General features: G+C 58.7%; 17 protein-coding genes. 13 read left to right on the forward strand and 4 right to left on the reverse strand.

Features of this window, described 5'->3' with window-relative positions:
- Positions 1–14: 14 nt before the first annotated feature.
- Both AC5S3R_RS05720 and AC5S3R_RS05725 read left to right on the forward strand, forming a co-directional pair.
- Entirely contained in the window at positions 15–1,598 is a 1,584-nt protein-coding gene (locus tag AC5S3R_RS05720) for an aldehyde dehydrogenase (NADP(+)) (protein ID WP_494266049.1), read from the forward strand.
- Positions 1,599–1,607: 9 nt separating this feature from the next.
- The gene (locus AC5S3R_RS05725; RefSeq protein WP_494266050.1) at positions 1,608–2,201 is read left to right on the forward strand and encodes a hypothetical protein; all 594 of its coding nucleotides are present in this window, start codon (positions 1,608–1,610) and stop codon (positions 2,199–2,201) included.
- 41 nt (positions 2,202–2,242) lie between these two features.
- On the opposite strand, the gene uvrA is transcribed toward AC5S3R_RS05725, so the two are convergent.
- Both uvrA and AC5S3R_RS05735 read right to left on the reverse strand, forming a co-directional pair.
- Positions 2,243–5,146 carry an excinuclease ABC subunit UvrA gene (uvrA, locus tag AC5S3R_RS05730; RefSeq protein ID WP_494266144.1) on the reverse strand — a complete coding sequence of 968 codons (2,904 nt, stop codon included), beginning with the start codon at positions 5,144–5,146 and terminating at the stop codon, positions 2,243–2,245.
- A gap of 201 nt (positions 5,147–5,347) precedes the next feature.
- Positions 5,348–5,602 carry a hypothetical protein gene (locus tag AC5S3R_RS05735; protein ID WP_494266051.1) on the reverse strand — a complete coding sequence of 85 codons (255 nt, stop codon included), beginning with the start codon at positions 5,600–5,602 and terminating at the stop codon, positions 5,348–5,350.
- A gap of 306 nt (positions 5,603–5,908) precedes the next feature.
- Between AC5S3R_RS05735 and AC5S3R_RS05740 the strand changes: the two genes are divergently transcribed.
- From AC5S3R_RS05740 to AC5S3R_RS05760, 5 genes are all read left to right on the forward strand, one after another.
- Positions 5,909–7,183, forward strand: coding sequence for a tetratricopeptide repeat protein (locus AC5S3R_RS05740; RefSeq protein WP_494266052.1), 1,275 nt, complete (start codon positions 5,909–5,911; stop codon positions 7,181–7,183).
- A gap of 149 nt (positions 7,184–7,332) precedes the next feature.
- On the forward strand, positions 7,333–7,785 hold the full coding sequence (locus AC5S3R_RS05745; RefSeq protein WP_494266053.1) for a hypothetical protein: 453 nt from the start codon (positions 7,333–7,335) through the stop codon (positions 7,783–7,785).
- 135 nt (positions 7,786–7,920) lie between these two features.
- Positions 7,921–8,457: a hypothetical protein gene (locus AC5S3R_RS05750; RefSeq protein WP_494266054.1), complete on the forward strand. Its 537-nt coding sequence runs from the start codon at positions 7,921–7,923 to the stop codon at positions 8,455–8,457.
- 119 nt (positions 8,458–8,576) lie between these two features.
- Entirely contained in the window at positions 8,577–9,263 is a 687-nt protein-coding gene (locus tag AC5S3R_RS05755) for a SprT-like domain-containing protein (RefSeq protein WP_494266055.1), read from the forward strand.
- Positions 9,264–9,285: 22 nt separating this feature from the next.
- Positions 9,286–9,867 carry a DNA-3-methyladenine glycosylase I gene (locus AC5S3R_RS05760; protein WP_494266056.1) on the forward strand — a complete coding sequence of 194 codons (582 nt, stop codon included), beginning with the start codon at positions 9,286–9,288 and terminating at the stop codon, positions 9,865–9,867.
- 61 nt (positions 9,868–9,928) lie between these two features.
- Here AC5S3R_RS05760 and AC5S3R_RS05765 read toward each other — a convergent pair whose 3' ends face one another.
- Positions 9,929–10,705, reverse strand: a complete 777-nt coding sequence (locus AC5S3R_RS05765) for a prolipoprotein diacylglyceryl transferase (RefSeq protein WP_494266057.1) — start codon at positions 10,703–10,705, stop codon at positions 9,929–9,931.
- Between the two features lie 107 nt (positions 10,706–10,812).
- On the opposite strand from AC5S3R_RS05765, the gene hpt reads away from it, so the two are divergent.
- From hpt to AC5S3R_RS05790, 5 genes are all read left to right on the forward strand, one after another.
- Positions 10,813–11,370, forward strand: a complete 558-nt coding sequence (gene hpt, locus AC5S3R_RS05770) for a hypoxanthine phosphoribosyltransferase (protein WP_494266058.1) — start codon at positions 10,813–10,815, stop codon at positions 11,368–11,370.
- Positions 11,371–11,426: 56 nt separating this feature from the next.
- The gene (gene deoC / locus AC5S3R_RS05775; protein ID WP_494266059.1) at positions 11,427–12,209 is read left to right on the forward strand and encodes a deoxyribose-phosphate aldolase; all 783 of its coding nucleotides are present in this window, start codon (positions 11,427–11,429) and stop codon (positions 12,207–12,209) included.
- A complete protein-coding gene (locus tag AC5S3R_RS05780; protein WP_494266060.1) occupies positions 12,209–14,020 on the forward strand; it encodes a GAF domain-containing protein in 1,812 nt (603 codons plus the stop codon). Before deoC ends, AC5S3R_RS05780 begins: the two co-directional genes overlap by 1 nt.
- Positions 14,021–14,247: 227 nt before the next feature.
- Positions 14,248–14,739 (forward strand): DUF4149 domain-containing protein, encoded by a 492-nt coding sequence (locus AC5S3R_RS05785; protein WP_494266061.1) that lies wholly within the window; start codon positions 14,248–14,250, stop codon positions 14,737–14,739.
- Between the two features lie 97 nt (positions 14,740–14,836).
- Positions 14,837–15,562, forward strand: coding sequence for a ZIP family metal transporter (locus tag AC5S3R_RS05790; protein ID WP_494266062.1), 726 nt, complete (start codon positions 14,837–14,839; stop codon positions 15,560–15,562).
- A gap of 127 nt (positions 15,563–15,689) precedes the next feature.
- On the opposite strand, the gene AC5S3R_RS05795 is transcribed toward AC5S3R_RS05790, so the two are convergent.
- Positions 15,690–16,430: a polyprenol monophosphomannose synthase gene (locus tag AC5S3R_RS05795; protein ID WP_494266063.1), complete on the reverse strand. Its 741-nt coding sequence runs from the start codon at positions 16,428–16,430 to the stop codon at positions 15,690–15,692.
- A gap of 282 nt (positions 16,431–16,712) precedes the next feature.
- On the opposite strand from AC5S3R_RS05795, the gene AC5S3R_RS05800 reads away from it, so the two are divergent.
- Positions 16,713–18,113 carry a hypothetical protein gene (locus AC5S3R_RS05800; RefSeq protein WP_494266064.1) on the forward strand — a complete coding sequence of 467 codons (1,401 nt, stop codon included), beginning with the start codon at positions 16,713–16,715 and terminating at the stop codon, positions 18,111–18,113.
- Positions 18,114–18,180 lie beyond the last annotated feature (67 nt).

Raw genomic sequence — 18,180 nt, forward strand, 5'->3', positions numbered from 1 at the left:
AGAATGGCCTAGTCATGGAACTCAAAGGCCTTTCCTTTCTCGGCGCACATCGCGGCTCGCACGCCAACTCGACATTTGAAGCGGTCAACCCGCAAACCGGCACCGCTATTCCGCCCGTTTACCACTCAGCAACCACAGCCGAGCTAAACGCAGCCGTAGAACTAGCCGCCGAAGCCTTCCCCAGCTATAGCCAGCTCCCCGGCAAGGCCAAAGCCGCCTTCCTGCGCCGCATCGCCGACGGCTTCGATAAGCACGCCCAATCCCTCGCCGAACGTGCCAACCTCGAAACCGCGCTCCCCGTCACGCCGCGCCTGCTGGGAGAAGTCGCTCGCACCTCCGGCCAGTTGCGCCTCTTCGCCTCCGTCGTAGAAGAAGGCTCCTGGGTCAACGCCCGCATCGACCCTGCGCTGCCCGACCGCAAGCCCCTGCCGCGCCCTGACCTGCGCTCCATGCTGCGCCCGCTAGGTCCCGTTGCCGTCTTCGGAGCCAGCAACTTCCCCTTCGCCTTCTCCGTCGCCGGCGGAGACACCGCCTCCGCCCTCGCCGCAGGCTGCCCGGTAGTCGTCAAGGCGCATCCTGCCCACCCCGGAGCCAGCGAGCTGGCCGCAGCCATCATCACAGAGGCCGCAGCCGCCGAATCCCTCCACCCCGGCGTCTTCACCCTGCTCTTCGACTCCGGCATCCAAATCGGCACAGCCCTCGTCCAGCATCCTGAAATCAAAGCCATAGCCTTCACCGGCTCGCTCCGCGCAGGCCGCGCCCTCATGGACCTCGCCGCCGCCCGCCCGCAGCCCATCCCCTGCTTTACAGAAATGTCCAGCGGCAACCCGGTCTTCGTCCTCCCCAGCGCCCTCCGCAAAGGCCCCATCGAGCTCGCCAAAAGCCTCTTCGGCAGCTTCACCCTCGGCGCGGGCCAGTTCTGCACCAAGCCCGGCATCGTCCTCATGCCCGACACACCGGAAGGCACCGAATTTCTGGTCGAACTCAAAGCATTAGTCGAGCAATCGCAGCCCTACACACTGCTCACCGCCGGAATCGCCCGCGAATACGGACGCGCCACCCTCATCCGCTCCGGCCAAATCCCCCTCGCCGCCTCAGGCACCGTCGCCGAAGCCGCCCATCAGGCCGAATCCAAGCTCTTCACCGTCGGCCTCGACGCCCTTCTCGCGCAACCCCACCTCGCCGAAGAAATCTTCGGCCCCGACACGCTGCTCGTCTCCTGCGACTCCACCACGGACTATTTCCGCGCCGCCCGCTCCCTCGACGGCCACCTCACCGCCACCATCCTCGGCGACGAAGACGACCTCATAGCCCACCACGAGCTAGTCCAGATTCTCGAACAGAAAGCAGGCCGCATCCTCATCAACGGCTTCCCCACCGGCGTAGAAGTCACCCACGCCATGGTCCACGGCGGCCCATACCCCTCCACCTCCGACCCGCGCTTCACATCCGTCGGCACGCAAGCCATCTACCGCTTTGCCAAGCCGGTCTGCTTCCAGAACTTCCCAGACGCACTGCTCCCCGCAGAACTGCAGGCGAGCAATCCGCTCGGCATTACACGGCTTGTCGATGGAAAGCCTGAACGCTCCGATGCATAATTGATTCCTATGTCGAAGCTCTTGTTAGACCGCTTCAAAGAGAATAGACCTCCGCGTAATCAGGAGGAATTGGCTCATTTGCATGAAGAGCCACCGGAATCATATGCAGCGGAGTTTCCCGATATTCCTGTACCAGACGCACCGTTATCTCCATATCTGCTGGCTGCACAATGGACATGCGGCTTATTGCTACCAGAAGATATGCCGTCGCTAGCTGCGGACCTTTTGACCAACGGCTTTGATTCGCCTTCGCTCAGACGTCTTGCTGGTGAAATCAATGTTCACAGCCGCCACGACATTGAAAAGCTTGTGAGCCGCACATTCAATGAGCTGTCAGTGCATTACCCAATCTCGCTAAAGAATGCGCGCGAAGCAGTTACCAGACAAGTTGCGCGTGAAGTAATTGCTGGGAAGCGAAATGTTTGGGCAGCATCATTCGCACTTGACAAAATTACCGATTGGGATTGGAAACATGAAGTTGAGGATCTCTATGCGCTCCTTTTCCTCAACGAAGAGCTCGACGTGGATTATATGAATTGCGGACGCCCTATTGCTGAAATCAAAACAGACCTGATACAGACATTCGCTAAACTTAGCATGTAAACAGGTTTAGAAAAGTAACTTACCCTGCGCCTCTAAATTTTTCACAGGACTTTCCCCAGCCACTTCCCCGTATGAGAATGCAGATTTGCGGCAATCTCTTCCGGCGTGCCCACAGCAACCACCTGTCCGCCACCATCGCCGCCTTCCGGCCCCATATCAATCACCCAATCGGCGCTCTTGATAATGTCCAGATTGTGCTCAATCACCACCAGCGAGCCGCCACCGTCAATCAGCTTCTTAAACGCCGTCAGCAGCTTCGACACATCATCAAAGTGCAGCCCCGTCGTAGGCTCATCCAGGATGTAAAGCACCCGGCTGGCCTGCGAAGGCTTGGCATTCGCATTCGCCGAACGAACCTGCGCCAGATGCGCCGCCAGCTTCACACGCTGCGCCTCGCCACCAGAGAGCGTAGTAGCCGACTGCCCCAGCCGCAGATACCCCAACCCCACCTCATCCAGAACCGTCAGCTTCTCCTGCAGCTTGTTCAACCCGGTAAAGAAGCGCAGCGCCTCCTTCACCGTCATCTGCAGCACTTCATGAATATTCTTACCCTTGTACTGCACCTCAAGAATGCGCGCCTGGTAACGCGTGCCACCGCAATCCTCACAAGGCAGTTCCACGTCCGCCAGAAACTGCATCTCAACCGTAACCGTGCCATCGCCCTCGCAGGTATTGCACCGCCCGCCCGGCACGTTAAACGAAAAATGCCCCGGCGTAAGTCCCTTACGCTTCGCATCCGGCTGTGAAGCAAACAGCTCGCGAATCAAATCGAACGCCTTGATGTACGTCACCGGATTCGAACGCGGCGTGCGGCCAATCGGCGTCTGGTCCACCAGAACCACATCATTCAGCCGCTCCACACCTGTCAACGATTTATACGACCCCGTAGGATCGCCGGAATCCGTCTGCCCCAGCGCATGCGCAACAGCGCGAGCCAGCACATGATGCACCAGCGTCGATTTCCCCGATCCGGAAACGCCCGTAATCGCCACCAGCATCCCCAGCGGAATCTCCACATCCACATTGCGCAGATTGTTCGCATTCGCCCCGCGCAGCACCAGCTTCTCGCGCCCCGGCAAACGCCGCCGCGTCGGTACAGGAATCGCAATCTGCCCCGAAAGATACTTGCCCGTCAGCGAATTCGGATTCGCCTCAATCTCCGCCAGATTCCCTTCCGCCAGCAGCTTGCCGCCAAACTCGCCCGCACCCGGACCAAGGTCCAGCAAGTAGTCCGCGGCACGCAACACATCGGGATCATGCTCCACCACAACAATCGTGTTGCCCAGGTCGCGCAGCTTCTCCAGGATCGAAATCAACCGCGCCGTATCCCGCGTATGCAAACCAATCGAAGGCTCGTCCAGCACATAGAGCGCCCCCACAAGCTGTGAGCCCAAGGAAGTAGCAAGCTGAATCCGTTGCGCCTCACCGCCAGAAAGGGTTGATGCCAACCTGTCCAGCGTCAGATAATCCAGTCCCACCGCATACAAAAACAGCAGCCGCTGCTGAACCTCTCCCAGCACCGACCCGGCAATCTCTTCCTGCATCGGCGTCAGCTTCAACCCCGCAAAAAAATCCTTCGCCTTCGCAATCGTCAGCGCTGCCGCCTGGCAGATATTCAGCCCATTCAACCGCACCGCGCGCGCTTCGGCCCGCAGCCGCTGCCCACGGCACTCCGGGCACTCCGCATATCCGCGATACTTGCTTAGCATCACGCGAACATGCAGCTTGTACTTCTTCTTTTCCAACTGCGCAAAGAAGCCATACACACCCGCATAGCTTCCCTTGCCGCGCAAAATCACCTCGCGCTGCGCATCCGTCAGCTCGCGCCACGCCACATTCAGCGGAACTCCCAGCGTCGGCGCATGCTTCTTGAAATCCGTAAACCACGGACGATACTTCGGCCTGTTCCACGGATCAATCGCGCCATCATTCAGGCTCAGCGACTTATCCGGAACAATCAAATTCAAATCGAAATCGACAGTGTTCCCAAATCCCTGGCATCGCGGGCAAGCGCCAAAGGGATTGTTAAAGCTGAACAGCCTCGGCTCCGGCTCACGCCCCGGCCTGTGGCAATCCACACACTCAAATGCAGAAGAGTAGCGAGAATGCTTCCGCTCCGCACCCTCTTCACGCGGAACAGTCTCAAAGATCACCTCGCCAGCTTCGCGATATGCAATCTCGACAGCATCCACAATGCGCGCACGATTCTCATCATCCACAACAATGCGGTCCACCAGCACAAACACCGGCAGAGAAAAATCAATCTCCAGCAACGACTCCGGCGTAGAGAACTCAAAGATGCGCCCAAGCTGATACAGCCGGTTGAATCCGCCGCTGCGCAGCTCCATCAGCCGCGCCTTCATGCCATCATTCAGCGGACCATCTTCAGCAGCCTTCGCCGCAGCTTTCGCACTCGCTCTTGTCTTCTTTGCAGGCGGAGCCTCCGCCTTCTCAATCGAAACCGTCTTCACCGGAAACAGCGCCTGCAGCCGCGTTCCCTCACCCAGCGCCATCACCGCATCGGCAATCTCATCCACGCTGTCGCGCCGCACCAGTCCATCGCAGTGAATGCAATGCACCGTCCCGCAGCGCGCATACAACAAGCGCAGGTAGTCATAGATCTCAGTAGCCGTAGCCACCGTAGACCGCGGGTTCCGCGTAGTATTTTTCTGCTTAATCGCAATCGCCGGAGCAAGCCCGTCAATCTCGTCCACGTCGGGCTTCTCGATGCGCTCCAGAAACTGCCGCGCATACGCCGACAGCGACTCCACATAACGCCGCTGCCCTTCCGCGTAAATCGTGTCAAAGGCAAGCGACGATTTGCCGGAGCCCGACACACCGCTCAGCACCGTTAGCTTGCCATGCGGAATCTCGCAAGAGATGTTCTTGAGATTATGCGTCCGCGCGCCGCGGATTATGATTGCTTCATTCGCAGAGGTCAACAGTAAGCACCAGCCCAAAAATCGGCCGTACGCTCACTGTGCGTCTCGCAAGCAAATGTGCAGAACGGCCCATTCTTATTATAAGAGCGCCGCACATTGTGCGAAATTCGCGTCAGGAAACAAGAAGCGCCGGAACCAATCCGGCGCATTCTCTTGCAGCCCGCATGGGCCACGCCCCAACTTTACGATATCCGCGAAAGAACCTTAAGCGACCAATTCAGGAATGTACTCGTACTCAATCTCGCTCACAACTGCATCCACTTCGCGGTTGAGAACCGAAGACAGATTCATCAGCACAGTCGATGCGCAAGCCGGGCACTGCGTGGAGCAATTGCCCACGCTATTGCAGTCCTGGCACAAATAAGCATTCGCTAACGGAATATGAACCGGATCGCTACAAAGCGTATACGACTCCTGCTCGTCATAATCGTGGCGTTTATTCATAATGAGTGAAAGCATAGTTCACCTGCTTCTTTAGGCTTGTACACAAACAGCCAAAGTTAAATTCCTCAGATTAGCTGCTATATAGATGGATGCGAGCATATAGGCCAAAGTTGCTTAACTCCACATGCCTTTAGTCTGTCCATCCTTGCGACAATCCGCGCAACTGCTATAGAATTGTGCGCTTTGCATGCCAAACGTTACAGTAAGGTAACCACTTAATGGTTATCTTTTTGTAGTTCGATCCTCTTTGGCACTCCCCTCCCGCCTCTGCAAAACGTCCAAAAACAGAACAACGGCTTACACTTATAGGTGAGGTATTTCGTGCATCGTTTCGCGTCTCTGCTCGTCCTTTTTGCTTCCCCTGCTCTCTTTCTCGCGCAACAACCCGCAAGCGCCGGCAACACGCTCGCTCCAGAAGTGCAGGACGCCGAAGCAGCCATCTCGCAATCCAACTGGAAAGCAGCCTCCGACAAGCTCAGTGCCTATCTCACCGCCCATCCCAACGATGCACGCGCCCTCTTCGACGCAGGCTACGCCGCCGATGCGCAGAATCACCTCGACGAAGCCGCCGCGCTCTACCGCCGCGCCGTAGACGCGAACAACACATCCTTTGAAGCGCATCTCTCGCTAGGCCTGCTGCTCGCCCGCCAGAACAAGTCCGACGAAGCCCGTACCGAACTCACCGCCGCCACTAAGTTAGATCCCGGCGAGGCCGGACCCACACTCAAAGCCCGCGCCTGGCGAGCCCTCGCACAAATCGACCGCACCACCGACCCGTCTGCCGCTTCCAACGACTTAATCGAAGCCTTGAAGATAAGCCCCGAAACCACTGACGACACACTCCTTGCCGCCGAACTAGCCGAGCAGACCGGCGACTTCGACTCCGCCACAGCCGCCTACAAGCGCTTGCTTGCCAAAGACCCCAAATCCGCCGAAGCTAACTCCGGCATGGCACACGCCCTCATCGCGCAAAAGAAATATACCGACGCGGAAACCTTCCTCCGCACCGCCCTGCAAAGCTCCCCGGACGACCCAACGCTGACCGCGCAGCTAGCCACCGTCCTAGCCGCCGAAAACAAAGCCGAAGCCGTTCCCCTTCTCCAGAAGCTCCACACCGCGCACCCTGACAACACGGCCATCACGCGCATGCTTGCCGAAGTCCTCTCCGAAGCGGGAGATATTGCAAACTCTGACCAGCTCTACACCCAGCTCATCGCCGCCAATCCCAGCGACCCCGACCTGCTCATCGGCCACGGCCAGAACCTCATCCGCCAGCTTCACTACGCCGAAGCCTTCCAGGCCTTCTCAAAAGCCACCCAGCTCGCTCCAACCAATCCCGACGCATGGAGCGGCCTCGCCTTCGCCGCATCCAAAACCAACCGCCCCTCGGTCGTTATTCAAGCGCTTACCGCCCGCGCAAAATTCGTCCCCGACAACCCATCGACCTATTTCCTGTGGGCCACCTCGTACGATGCAATGCACGATCGCGCAAACGCGGCTTCTTACTACCATCGTTTTCTCGACGCAGCCAAAGGCAGCTTCCCCGATCAGGAATGGCAGGCACGCCAGCGCCTTCAATTGCTGGAAAAGAAGTAGCTGGCAGACGACAATTAAGTTACAAATAGAACCTTGCACATTTGTGCAATTCGGCCTATAGTCCGTGCCAAGGATAGTTTTTTGCCGGAACCGTTCCGGCAAGGTTGGAAACTTGAATCGAATACCGCAATCCCCCGCGGAGGTTCGTCATGCGTAAGATCCCAGCCGTTTTCATTCTGCTGACTGCCGTCTCGCTTCCAGCCTACACCGCGTCGCCGGACGACAAGCCCATAGACCAGCAATCCATCGACGCGCTGGAAGCCCGTGCCTCGCAGGCCTCGCCCCGCGAGCAGTGCTTCCTCTACGCGCAGCTCGTGCACGAGCTCGTCGAGTTCAGCGCCAGGCAATACACCGGCGGAGAAATCGTGAAAGCCACAGCGCTCCTCAAGCAGGCAGAGCAGTTCACGCACAAAATTAACAGCGCCGTTGCCATAAACGACAAAAAGCTCAAGGACGCGCAAATCCTCCTACGCCACACAGCCTACCGCCTCAACGAGCTGATCCACGCCTCCAATGAAGAAGACAAGCCGCTGATGACAGCAACGCTGGCCCAGCTCAACGCCGCACAAAACGAAACCATGCTGGCCGTCTTCAAAAAATAGCTTTTGGCCCACTGCACAGCAGTAAACGTTGGCGTTGAGTACAAATCCTTGTTGCCGCAACGAACCAGCTAAGAGCTAAAAGCTAACGGCTAATAGCTGCTTTTGACATAATGAACCGCGTCGGAGGTTTTGCGTATGCCTCGCCCGCGTTTCTTCTCAAGCCTGCTCATCGCCGCACTCTGCGCCGCTCCCGTTATCGCGCAAAAAGACAAGCGCGAGCCACTCAACGAAAACCAGATCGAGCAAATCCGCGAAGCCGGCATTGACCCCGACCAGCGCATCGCGCTCTACACCAGGTTCCTCAACGAGCGCGCCGAAATCATCAAGGGCCTGACCAACCGCGGCAAGTCCACAGCCCGCGCCAAGCGCATCGACGACGAGTTGCAGGACTTCACAGCCCTAATGGACGAGCTAGGCTCCAACCTCGACCAGTACAGTGAGCGCAAAGCCGACATGCGCAAGTCACTCAAGGATCTAAACGAAGCCTGCCCCAAATGGCACACCATCCTGATGGCCCTCCCCGGCGAACCCACCTTCGACATCTCCCGCAAAGAGGCCATCGAAAGCAGCGAAGACCTGACCGACGACGCCAAGCGCCTGTTCACCGAACAAACCGCCTACTTCCTCACGCACAAAGACGACAAAGGCCAGCAGCGCGCAGAACCGAAATAAAACAGGGCTCAGGGAGTAGAAAACAAAAGTACTGAAAGGCTATTCAGCGCGAATGGTTCGGCTTTTGCAGTTGCCTTCTATTCCCTACTCCCTGCCTTTCTCTGCTAGCCTTAAAATTGGTGGCATCCGATTTAATCCCCATCTTCCAGCAGGAATACCGCGCGCTGCGTCCCCGCGCGCCGATGCCGCCCTTTACCATCCGTTTCCGCAAATTCGTTTCCCTCAACACCACCATCCGCCTCCGTGAAGGCCAGATTCACGTCAGCCTCTCTGACCTGCTCGAAGGCGCGCCGGAATCGGTCCTGCACGCCATCGCGCACATCCTGCTGGCCAAGCTCTACAAAAAGCCCATCGATGCCGCGCAAAACCACCGCTACAAACGTTTCGCCACCTCGTCAGCGGTCATGAAGCAGACCGAACTGATTCGCGGCAGCCGTGGCAGCAAGCGCTACCTCGGCCCGCAGGGCCACTACTACAACCTCGAAGAGGTCTTCGACTCCCTCAACGAACGTTTCTTCCATGGCCTCATGGGTCGTCCCCAGCTCACATGGAGCGAGAACATGGCCAAGCGTCTCCTCGGCCACTACGACCCCGCGCACAACACCATCGTCGTCAGTCGCGTCTTCGACCGCCCCAGCAGCCCGCGTTACGCCATCGAATACCTGCTCTACCACGAGATGCTGCACCTCAAGCACCCGGTAAAAATGAACGGCACACGCCGCTGCGTCCACTCCGCCGCCTTCAAAGCCGACGAGCGCCAGTTCCCCCAGTTAAAAGAAGCCCTCGCCTTCCTCAAACGGCTATAAATTCAAAATCAGGAACAATCGCATGCCACCCAAAGAACTCACCCGCTGCAAATGGCCCGGCTCCGACCCGCTCTACCTCGCTTACCACGATGAAGAATGGGGCGTGCCCGAATACGACAGCCGCGCACTCTGGGAAACGCTCATGCTCGAAGGCTTTCAAGCCGGCCTCGCGTGGATCGTCATTCTCCGCAAGCGCGAATCCTTCCGCAAAGCCTTCAAAAACTTCGACCCCGCCAAAGTAGCCCGCTTCACCGAAGCCGACATCGAACGCCTGCTTGCCGACCCCGGCATCGTCCGCGCCCGCGCCAAGATTGAAGCCACCATCCAGGGCGCAAAAATCTATCTCGCCATGCAGGCCGCCGACGAAGACTTCTCCCAATATGTCTGGAGTTTTGTCGATGGAAAGCCCATCCAGAACACCGGCCCGCTGCCATCGCAATCGCCGCTCTCCGAAAAAATCTCCAAGGATCTAAAGAAGCGCGGCTTCAAATTCGTCGGCCCAACCATCGTCTACGCATGGATGCAGGCCATCGGCGTGGTCAACGACCACACCCCGGATTGTTTCCGCCGCAAAGCCGTACAAAAAGCTAAGGCAGGGCTTTAAGCCCTGCCTTAGCAAACAAATCATCTGGGAAGGTACGGGCTTTAGCCCCTGAGGCATGCTTCTACGCCGGATTCTCAACCGTAGCCGCAGATTCCTGCACAGGCCGCCGTGTATAAGCCCAAACCAGCAACAACGCACCCGCCGCCACACAGCCCGCGCTAGCCAGTTGCGCATTCGACAATCCCCAAAGCACCTTGGGATTCCGCCGAACAAACTCCACCAGGAACCGCGCCGCACCACTCAAAATCAGGTACTCGCCAAGAATCGCTCCCGTAGGCCGCTGCTTCTTTCCCCGGAACCACAACCACGTGCCAATCAGCACCGAGTCGCCAAACTCATACAGCGGCGTAGGATGCACCGGCACAAACACCGGCTCAATCCCCTTGGGAAACGCCATGCCCCACGGCAGCTTGGTAGGCAACCCATAACAGCCGTCGCCGGAAAGAAAACACCCTATGCGTCCAACGCCATATCCAAACGCCGCCGCCGGAGCAGCCAGGTCCAGCATGCGCAGTGCGCCAATCCGAGCCCAGATTCCCTGCCCAACCAGCGCCAGAATTCCGGCCACGAGTCCGCCAAACCACGCAAAGCCCGCCGTGTCATACAACACGCGCCAACCCTGCTCGCTAAACTCCGAGGGCGTATCCACTACATGCCACAGCTTCGCGCCCACAATGCCTGCGACCACGGTAATCATCACCATGCCAATGGCATCGCTCTGAATAAGCCAGCGGCTGAAGTTGCGCTGCAGCACCAGCCCGCCAACTACGGCGGCCAGCCACAGCATCAGCCCAAACGTAGGCACATTCAACGGTCCAAGATGGAGAAAAGGCAACATCTGTTACCAGTATAGACGCGCCGGCGCTTCTTCCGGCTGCATCTCCCGCCAAACCATTTTTCGCTTCCCACTTCCCTGCTCCCCATCCTTCGCGCAATACTGAGATTATGACGACCGCCGCCACCGGACACCCACAGGAAGGTACAGAAATTCTCTACTCCCGCCAGCAAATCGCAGACCGAGTTACCGAGCTCGGCGCGCAGATCACCCGCGACCTCGGCGGCGAGCAGCTCATCATGGTCGGAGTGCTCAAAGGCGCAGCGCCGTTCCTCGCGGACCTCGCCCGCGCCGTCGAAGCCGACGTAACCTTTGACTTCATCGCCGTCTCCAGCTACGGCAAAGGCCAGCGTTCCTCCGGTGCCGTCAAGCTCATCAAAGACCTCGACCATCCTATCGAAGGCAAAAACGTCCTCATCGTGGAAGACATCCTCGACACCGGCCTCACGCTCTCTTACCTGCGCAAGCTCATGCTGCAGCATCATCCCAAAACCCTGCGCATCGCCGCCCTGCTCGACAAGCCTTCGCGCCGCATCGAAAAAATCGAAGCCGATTACGTAGGCTTCTCCATCCCCAACCTCTTCGTCATCGGCTACGGTATGGATTACGCAGAGCGCTACCGCAATCTGCCCGACATTCGCCTCATGACCGCGGACCATCCGGAATAACCTCGGAATAATCGCAACACACACAGAGCGCATAAGCCCGCGAAAGGAGCACCCACATGGCAGCAGGCACTTCCATTTCCCCCAGCGATATCGAGTTCGATCACGGCACCTTTGACTCCGCCGCATTCGCTGCGCAAGCTCTCTCCAACCCGCGCGCACTCGCCGCCGTCATTGACCACACGCTGCTCAAGCCCGAGGCCACACGCGACCAGGTAGAAAAAACCTGCAAAGAAGCCGTCGAATACGGCTTCGCCTGCGCCATGATTAACCCCATCTGGGCCGGCGTCGCCACGTCCGTACTCGCCGGAACCGGCACCCCACTCGGCGTAGTCATCGGCTTCCCTCTCGGCGCATCCCTCGTCTCCACGCTTCTCCAGGAAGTCGCATCTCTCACGCGCATGGGAGCCAAAGAGCTAGACATGGTGCTCCCCATCGGCCAACTCAAAAGCGGCAACCACGCCGCCGTCGAGCACGCCATCCGCTCCATCGCCACCGCCACGCACCACAACGGAGCCATCCTCAAAGTCATCCTCGAAACCAGCCTGCTCACAGTGGAAGAAAAACTCCGCGCCGCCGAAATCGCCATCCAGTCCGGTGCAGACTTCCTCAAGACCTCCACCGGCTTCTCCACCGGCGGAGCCACCGTAGCCGACGTAGCCATGCTTCGCGGCGTAGCCGGCTCCCGCAGCGGCGTAAAAGCCTCCGGAGGCATCCGCACACTGGCCGACGCGCGCGCCATGCTCGAAGCCGGAGCCAACCGCATCGGAGCCTCCGCCAGCGTAGCCATCGTCCGCGAACTTGCCGGAGATAAAAATCAGGTATCATCCTCTGGATACTGATGGACGAACCCCGCAAGCACTCTGCACCCATGCACGAATTTGAAGGCGACTACCGCCCTGCGGAGTCCACGCCGATCGACCCCTTGAATGTTCGCGTGGAGCCAACGGATTTCGCCTACTTAGTCCAGTTAGCAGACGCCCTTAACACCACGCTCGACCTGCAAACACTCCTCGAACGCACCGCAGAAATGGTGCGAACCATCATCCCCTATCGCATCTTCGCCATCCTGCTGCTCAACGACCGCACGCAGGATCTGCGCATCCGCTTCCAGATCGGCCACACACCCGAAGTCGAACGCATGCGCTTCCCCATAGGCAAAGGCGTAGCCGGACAAGTCGCGCTCACCCGCAAGCCCATCCTGCTCAATGACGTCGCCACCATGCCGGAGTACATCAGCGCCAATCCCGACGTGCGCTCCGAAGTGGCCGTCCCACTCATCGCCAAAAATCGCCTCATCGGAGTGCTCGACCTCGAAAGCACGCAGCCAAACTACTTCCGTGACGAGCACCTGCACCTCCTCGTGCTCACCGCCTCGCGCATCGCGCAGGCCATCGAAAACGCCCGCCTCTACACCCGCGTCTCGCGCCAGGCGCAACAGCTTTCTGTGCTCAATGAAATCGCCGCCGAGCTAACCTCTATCCTCGACATCGACCCGCTCTTCGAGCGCATCGGCCAGCTTCTCCGCCGCCTCATCGACTATCAGATGTTCAGCATCATGCTGCTCGACGACAAAGGAGAAGTCCTCATCACGCGTTACGCCTGGCGCTTCGGAACCGTCGAAGCCCCACACCGCCGCATCCCCGTCACCAGCGGCCTCGTCGGCGCAGCCGTGCGCGAGTGGCGCGTAGTCAACGTGCGAGACGTCCGCAAAGACCCGCGCTATCTCGAAATGAACCCCGAAACGCGCGCCGAGCTGATCGTCCCGCTCTTCCACAAAGGCCGCGTAATCGGTGTACTCGACCTCGAACACACCCGCACCGGCTTCTTCCATGAAGAGCACGAGCGCATCCTCACCACGCTCGCCGCGCAAATCGCTATCGCCATTGAAAACGCGCGCCTCTACCAGGCCGTGCGCCGCCAGGAGCAGCAACTCGAACGCGACATCCGCATGGCCCGCGAAGTCCAGCTCCGCCTCCTGCCGCCCAGGCCACCCACACATGCCAACGCCGACATCGCCGTAAAGTTCCTCCCCGCCCGCACCATCGGCGGAGACCTCTACGACTTCCTCGAATACAGCCCCGACCAAAGCGCCATCATCCTCGGCGACGTAAGCGGCAAAGCTGCCCCCGCAGCGCTCTTCTCCGCGCTCGTCAGCGGCATCATGCGCTCCGAAGCCTCCCTGCAGCCCGACCCCGCCCACATGCTCGCCACGCTCAACGACGCCCTGCAGGAACGCAAGCTCGAATCCCAGTACGTCGTCATGCTCTTCGCTCTCTGGAACGACGAAAACCGCACCCTCCAGGTATCCAACTCCGGCGCAACGCAGCCCTTCTTCTGCCGCAGCGGAAAACTATCCAAGGTGCGCGCCGAAGGCTTCCCGCTCGGCATGTTTCCCTCAGTCACCTACGAAGAATTCACCATCTCCACGCAACCCGGCGACGTGCTTCTCTTCGTCTCCGACGGCATCACCGACGCCGAAAACGCCAAGGGCGAAATGTACGGCGAAGAACGCCTCGGTGCACTTCTCTGCGCCCAGCGCAAGCGCTCCGCCGCAGCCATCGCAGAAGCCATCCTCGCCGACGTAACCCGCTTCCAGGACGGCCACGACCGCTTCGACGACGAAACCATCATCGTCCTGCGAGTCAGGTGATAAAAGCAGGGACAAAGGGACAAAGGGACAAAGGGACAAAGGGACAAAGCTGCGATGCAGTCCCGATGATATTGGGTGCCCCATTCGCGCCGCGTTTTTTGCCGCGCGGGTGGGATATTGATAGCTTTTATAGCCTTTGTCTTTTACAGCTTTCGCCCTTTATCTAAAAACTTGTTCCCCCGTTCCCTGTTCCCTCGTTCCCTGCCTTTCCATGTATCCTGTCCCTCATGAAGACATTGCTCCGCACCCTGCTTTCTCTCGCGCTCATCGTATGGCTTGGCGCCGAGGTCTTCTTCCCCGTTATCGCCGCAGTCACCTTCACCACGCTCCAGCCGGACACGCACATCGCCGGCTCTATCGTCGGCCAGTTGCTGCGCATCCTGCATTCCATAGGCCTGGTCTCCGGCTGCGTAGCCCTGTTGCTTCTCGCCATCGCTCCCACATGGGGCATCTTTAAGTCGAAGTCCGTTCTCGCCCCCATGGTTCTCCTCGTGCTCATGATCGCCGGCACAGCCTACTCGCAATTCGGCATCATCCCCTCCATGGAGCGCGACCGCATCGCCGCCGGCGGAGCCATCGACACCAACGACAAGACCAGCCCGCAGACCGTCCACTTCAACAAGCTGCACAACCGCAGCACATACGTGGAAGAGTTCGTCCTTCTCCTCGGCGTCATCACGGTTGTCCTCATCGCCCGCGCAGAAACCACAAGAGCCTAACCCAACTCACCGCACTTATCCAGGTGCGGATACCCGCATATTCCCGTTCTCCCGCACCCACTCAGGTATCATCGAAGAGGCTCCTTGCCTCTTAAAGATGTTAAGAACCTCCATACTGCTCGGCCTGCTTGCCGCGCTCGCCGATGTGGCTGGCGGCCTCGTACTCGTACGCGCAAAAGGCATCGAGCGCTACCTGCGTTACTTCGTCGCACTCGGCGCGGGCTTCCTCATGGCAACCGCCGTCATCGAGATGACGCCCGAAAGCCTGCATCTCAGCCCCACAATGGGTCCCGTGCTCATCATGGCCGGCTACTGCATGATGCACCTGCTGGAACACACCATCAACGCCCACTTCCACTACGGCGAAGAGACTCACGAACACGAGTTCGTCTCCACGCACACCAGCTACTCGGTACTCGCTGGCCTCAGTGTGCACGCGCTCTTTGATGGAGTAGCCATCGGCTCCGGCTTCGTAGTCAGCAACTGGCTCGGCTGGCTCATCTTCCTCGCCATCCTGCTCCACAAAATGCCGGAAGGCTTCACCATGGCCTCCATCATGCTGGCCAGTGGCCGCAGCCGCTCCGCGGCCTTCTACGCCGCCGTAGGCCTCGCCATCGCCACGTTGATGGGTGTTCTTGTCATCGAGTTGATACCAACATGGCTCCCCTACGGTCTGCCCGTCTCTGCAGGCGTAGCGCTTTATGTAGGCGCAAGCGACCTAGTCCCGGAAGTCAACCGCGAACCCGGCATCCGCATGGCACTGGTATTTTTCCTCGGCGTAGCAGGCTTCCTGCTTCTCAGGCTCCTGCTGCCCGCCCTCTAGACAATAGTCTGACAAGTTGTAGAAGGGTAAGGGCTTTAGCCCGTACATAATTGCCAGTCGAATTGGGGTGGGGCTTCAGCCCCTGAGGGATGCTTTTTACTGCCTGCTAAGACCAATCAAACACCCCTTAATCCCCCGCCGCAATCTCCACAGCTCGCTTCTCGCTCCATCGAAACGCATACAGCCGCACAAGCAATTGCAGATACTCCCACGCCACCTTCATCCCCGCCTTGCTTGCCCCCGCCCAGCGCCGTCCAAAGGCAAACGGAACCTCGCAAACCGAATCGACATGCCCCCGCACAAGAATCTCAAGCAGCAGCTTAAAGCCCCTCTGCTGAAACATCACCCGCTCCACGCACCTGCGCCGCACAAGAAAATAACCCGACATAGGATCATGCACACGCAGTTCCCCGCGCTGCAGCGGCCATGTCGCCCACACCGCAGCCCCGGAAAACAGCCTCCGCAGCGGATTCCAAAAGCCCACATCGCCGCCCTTCACATAACGGCTGCCCAGCGCCACATCATTCCCCTTCAGCATCTCGGCAATCAGCTTCGGCAGCAGCTCCGGCGGATGCTGCAAATCCGCATCCATCACCCCAAGAATCTCCGCATCCGTATGCTGCCAGCCATGCAAAATCGCCCCCGCAAGCCCTCGTTCGTCCTCGCGCAGCAAATACCGGATACGGGCGTCCTTCCCAGCAGCCTTCCGTACCACATCCGCCGTCCCGTCGCGGCTGTCATCATCCACGACAAGGATCTCGTACGCAACACCGCAGGAATCAAGTGCAACAACCAGCCGAGGTAGCATAAAACGAAGGTTTTGCGCCTCGCGCAAGGCTGGTATAACCACTGCAATTTTGTTTACCATTGACACTCACAATCTACCTGGTTTTCCTCAAGCTTTCCATCTACTCATAAAGACACCCAATCCCTAGGTATCTACCCTAAGCTTTCTCACTTTAAACTTCTTCTTTGCACCTGCGTCTATGCGTATAGACTGCATACAGTCCTGACGATATTTAGAAATTGGAGTTTACGCGTTTTGCATAGGGTTGTTTTGCGGTCCGGCCTGTTACCTGCCCTGCTTTTTTCGGTTATCGGCTTTTGCACAATGGGATACCACCCCGGTGCGGAAGACGACGCCGTATACTTGTCCGCAATCAAGGCAGACCTGAATCCCGCCCTCTATCCGCATGACGCCTCCTTCTTCCAATTGCAGATGCGCACCAGCGTCTTCGATAACTGGATGGCCCACTTCGTCCACGCAACCGGCGTTTCTGTAGCTACCGCCGAGTTCGCCCTCCAGTTCCTCTCCGTCTTCTTCATGGTCTGGGCATGCTGGATAATCGTCTCCCAGCTCTTCCCGGAGCGTTCCGCGCGCTGGGGTGGCGTGGCATTCTTCGCCTCCATGCTCACCCTCCCGGTATCCGGCACCGCCCTCTACATCGCCGACCAGTACCTGCACCCGCGCAACCCCGCCACCGCGCTCATTCTCTTCGCCGTCGCCAGAATCCAGGCAGGCCGCCGCTGGCAGGCCATCCCTCTTCTGCTCTTCGCCTTCCTGCTGCACCCGCTCATGGCGGCACTAGGCGCATCCTTCTGCTTCGTGCTCGCCCTCACGCTCTCTGAGGCCGTCCGTACGCAGCTCCAGTCCTTGCGCGCGCGCCTCACCTCGCAAGCTGAAGAAGTAGCAACACCCGTAGCCGCATTCTTCCCCTTCGCATGGCTGTTCAAAAAGCCCATGCCCTTCTATATGGATGCGCTACGCACAAGCCACAGCTATTTTCTCTTTGAGTGGACCTGGTACGAATGGCTAGGCGTCCTTGGCCCGCTCGCCATCCTCTGGCTCGTCATACGCATCGCCCGTAAACAGGGCAATCAGTCCCTCGCGCTCTTCACCACCGCCGTCCTCATCTACGGAATTGCGCACCAGCTCATCTCCACCATCATTCTCGGCCCCAAGCAGCTCATCGCCTTCTCCACGCTTGAGCCCATGCGCTACCTGCAACTCGTCTACGTCTTCCTCGTGCTCATCTTCGGCGCATACATCGGCAAATATCTTCTCAATACAACCCTATGGCGCTGGACTGCATTTCTCCTCCTGACAAACGGAGGCATGGCCTATGCACAGCGCGAAATCTTCCCCGCTACTGAACATATCGAACTCCCCAGCGTACCCTCGGACAACCCCTGGGTACAGGCATTTGAGTGGATCAGCCAGAACACCCCGCAAAACGCCTACTTCGCCATCGACCCGGACTACATGCACGCCCCCGGCAATGACAATCACAGCTTCCGCGCCCTCGCCGAGCGCAGCGTCCTCGCCGACAACATAAAAGACACCGCCATCGTCACCAAGTCTCCGGAGTTAGGCCCCGCATGGGCCAGGCAAGTCAGCGCCACATTGGATTGGCAAAACTTTAAGCTTGCAGATTTTGAGCGTCTAAAGGTAGAGTTCGGCGTGAACTGGATATTAGTACAGAACAAGCAAGCCACAGGACTCAGTTGCAAGTGGCATAACAATATGCTCTCAGTCTGCCAGATCCCTTAACGAACTTATCTTTTCTAAAGGTAGAAAACAGTACGAAGCCCCCTCTATAGCAGTAAGAGCAATTGCT

Source organism: Occallatibacter sp. FHG110214_02 (genome assembly GCF_059115385.1).

Bases quoted from the DNA above. Each gene is read 5' to 3' on its own strand.
- AC5S3R_RS05780 (WP_494266060.1), top strand. From the start codon at position 12,209: ATGGACGAACCCCGCAAGCACTCTGCACCCATGCACGAATTTGAAGGC.
- hpt (WP_494266058.1), top strand. From the start codon at position 10,813: ATGACGACCGCCGCCACCGGACACCCACAGGAAGGTACAGAAATTCTC.
- AC5S3R_RS05745 (WP_494266053.1), top strand. From the start codon at position 7,333: ATGCGTAAGATCCCAGCCGTTTTCATTCTGCTGACTGCCGTCTCGCTT.
- AC5S3R_RS05790 (WP_494266062.1), top strand. From the start codon at position 14,837: ATGTTAAGAACCTCCATACTGCTCGGCCTGCTTGCCGCGCTCGCCGAT.
- AC5S3R_RS05760 (WP_494266056.1), top strand. From the start codon at position 9,286: ATGCCACCCAAAGAACTCACCCGCTGCAAATGGCCCGGCTCCGACCCG.
- AC5S3R_RS05735 (WP_494266051.1), bottom strand. From the start codon at position 5,602: ATGCTTTCACTCATTATGAATAAACGCCACGATTATGACGAGCAGGAG.
- deoC (WP_494266059.1), top strand. From the start codon at position 11,427: ATGGCAGCAGGCACTTCCATTTCCCCCAGCGATATCGAGTTCGATCAC.
- AC5S3R_RS05795 (WP_494266063.1), bottom strand. From the start codon at position 16,430: ATGGTAAACAAAATTGCAGTGGTTATACCAGCCTTGCGCGAGGCGCAA.
- AC5S3R_RS05725 (WP_494266050.1), top strand. From the start codon at position 1,608: ATGTCGAAGCTCTTGTTAGACCGCTTCAAAGAGAATAGACCTCCGCGT.
- AC5S3R_RS05720 (WP_494266049.1), top strand. From the start codon at position 15: ATGGAACTCAAAGGCCTTTCCTTTCTCGGCGCACATCGCGGCTCGCAC.
- AC5S3R_RS05765 (WP_494266057.1), bottom strand. From the start codon at position 10,705: ATGTTGCCTTTTCTCCATCTTGGACCGTTGAATGTGCCTACGTTTGGG.
- AC5S3R_RS05750 (WP_494266054.1), top strand. From the start codon at position 7,921: ATGCCTCGCCCGCGTTTCTTCTCAAGCCTGCTCATCGCCGCACTCTGC.
- AC5S3R_RS05785 (WP_494266061.1), top strand. From the start codon at position 14,248: ATGAAGACATTGCTCCGCACCCTGCTTTCTCTCGCGCTCATCGTATGG.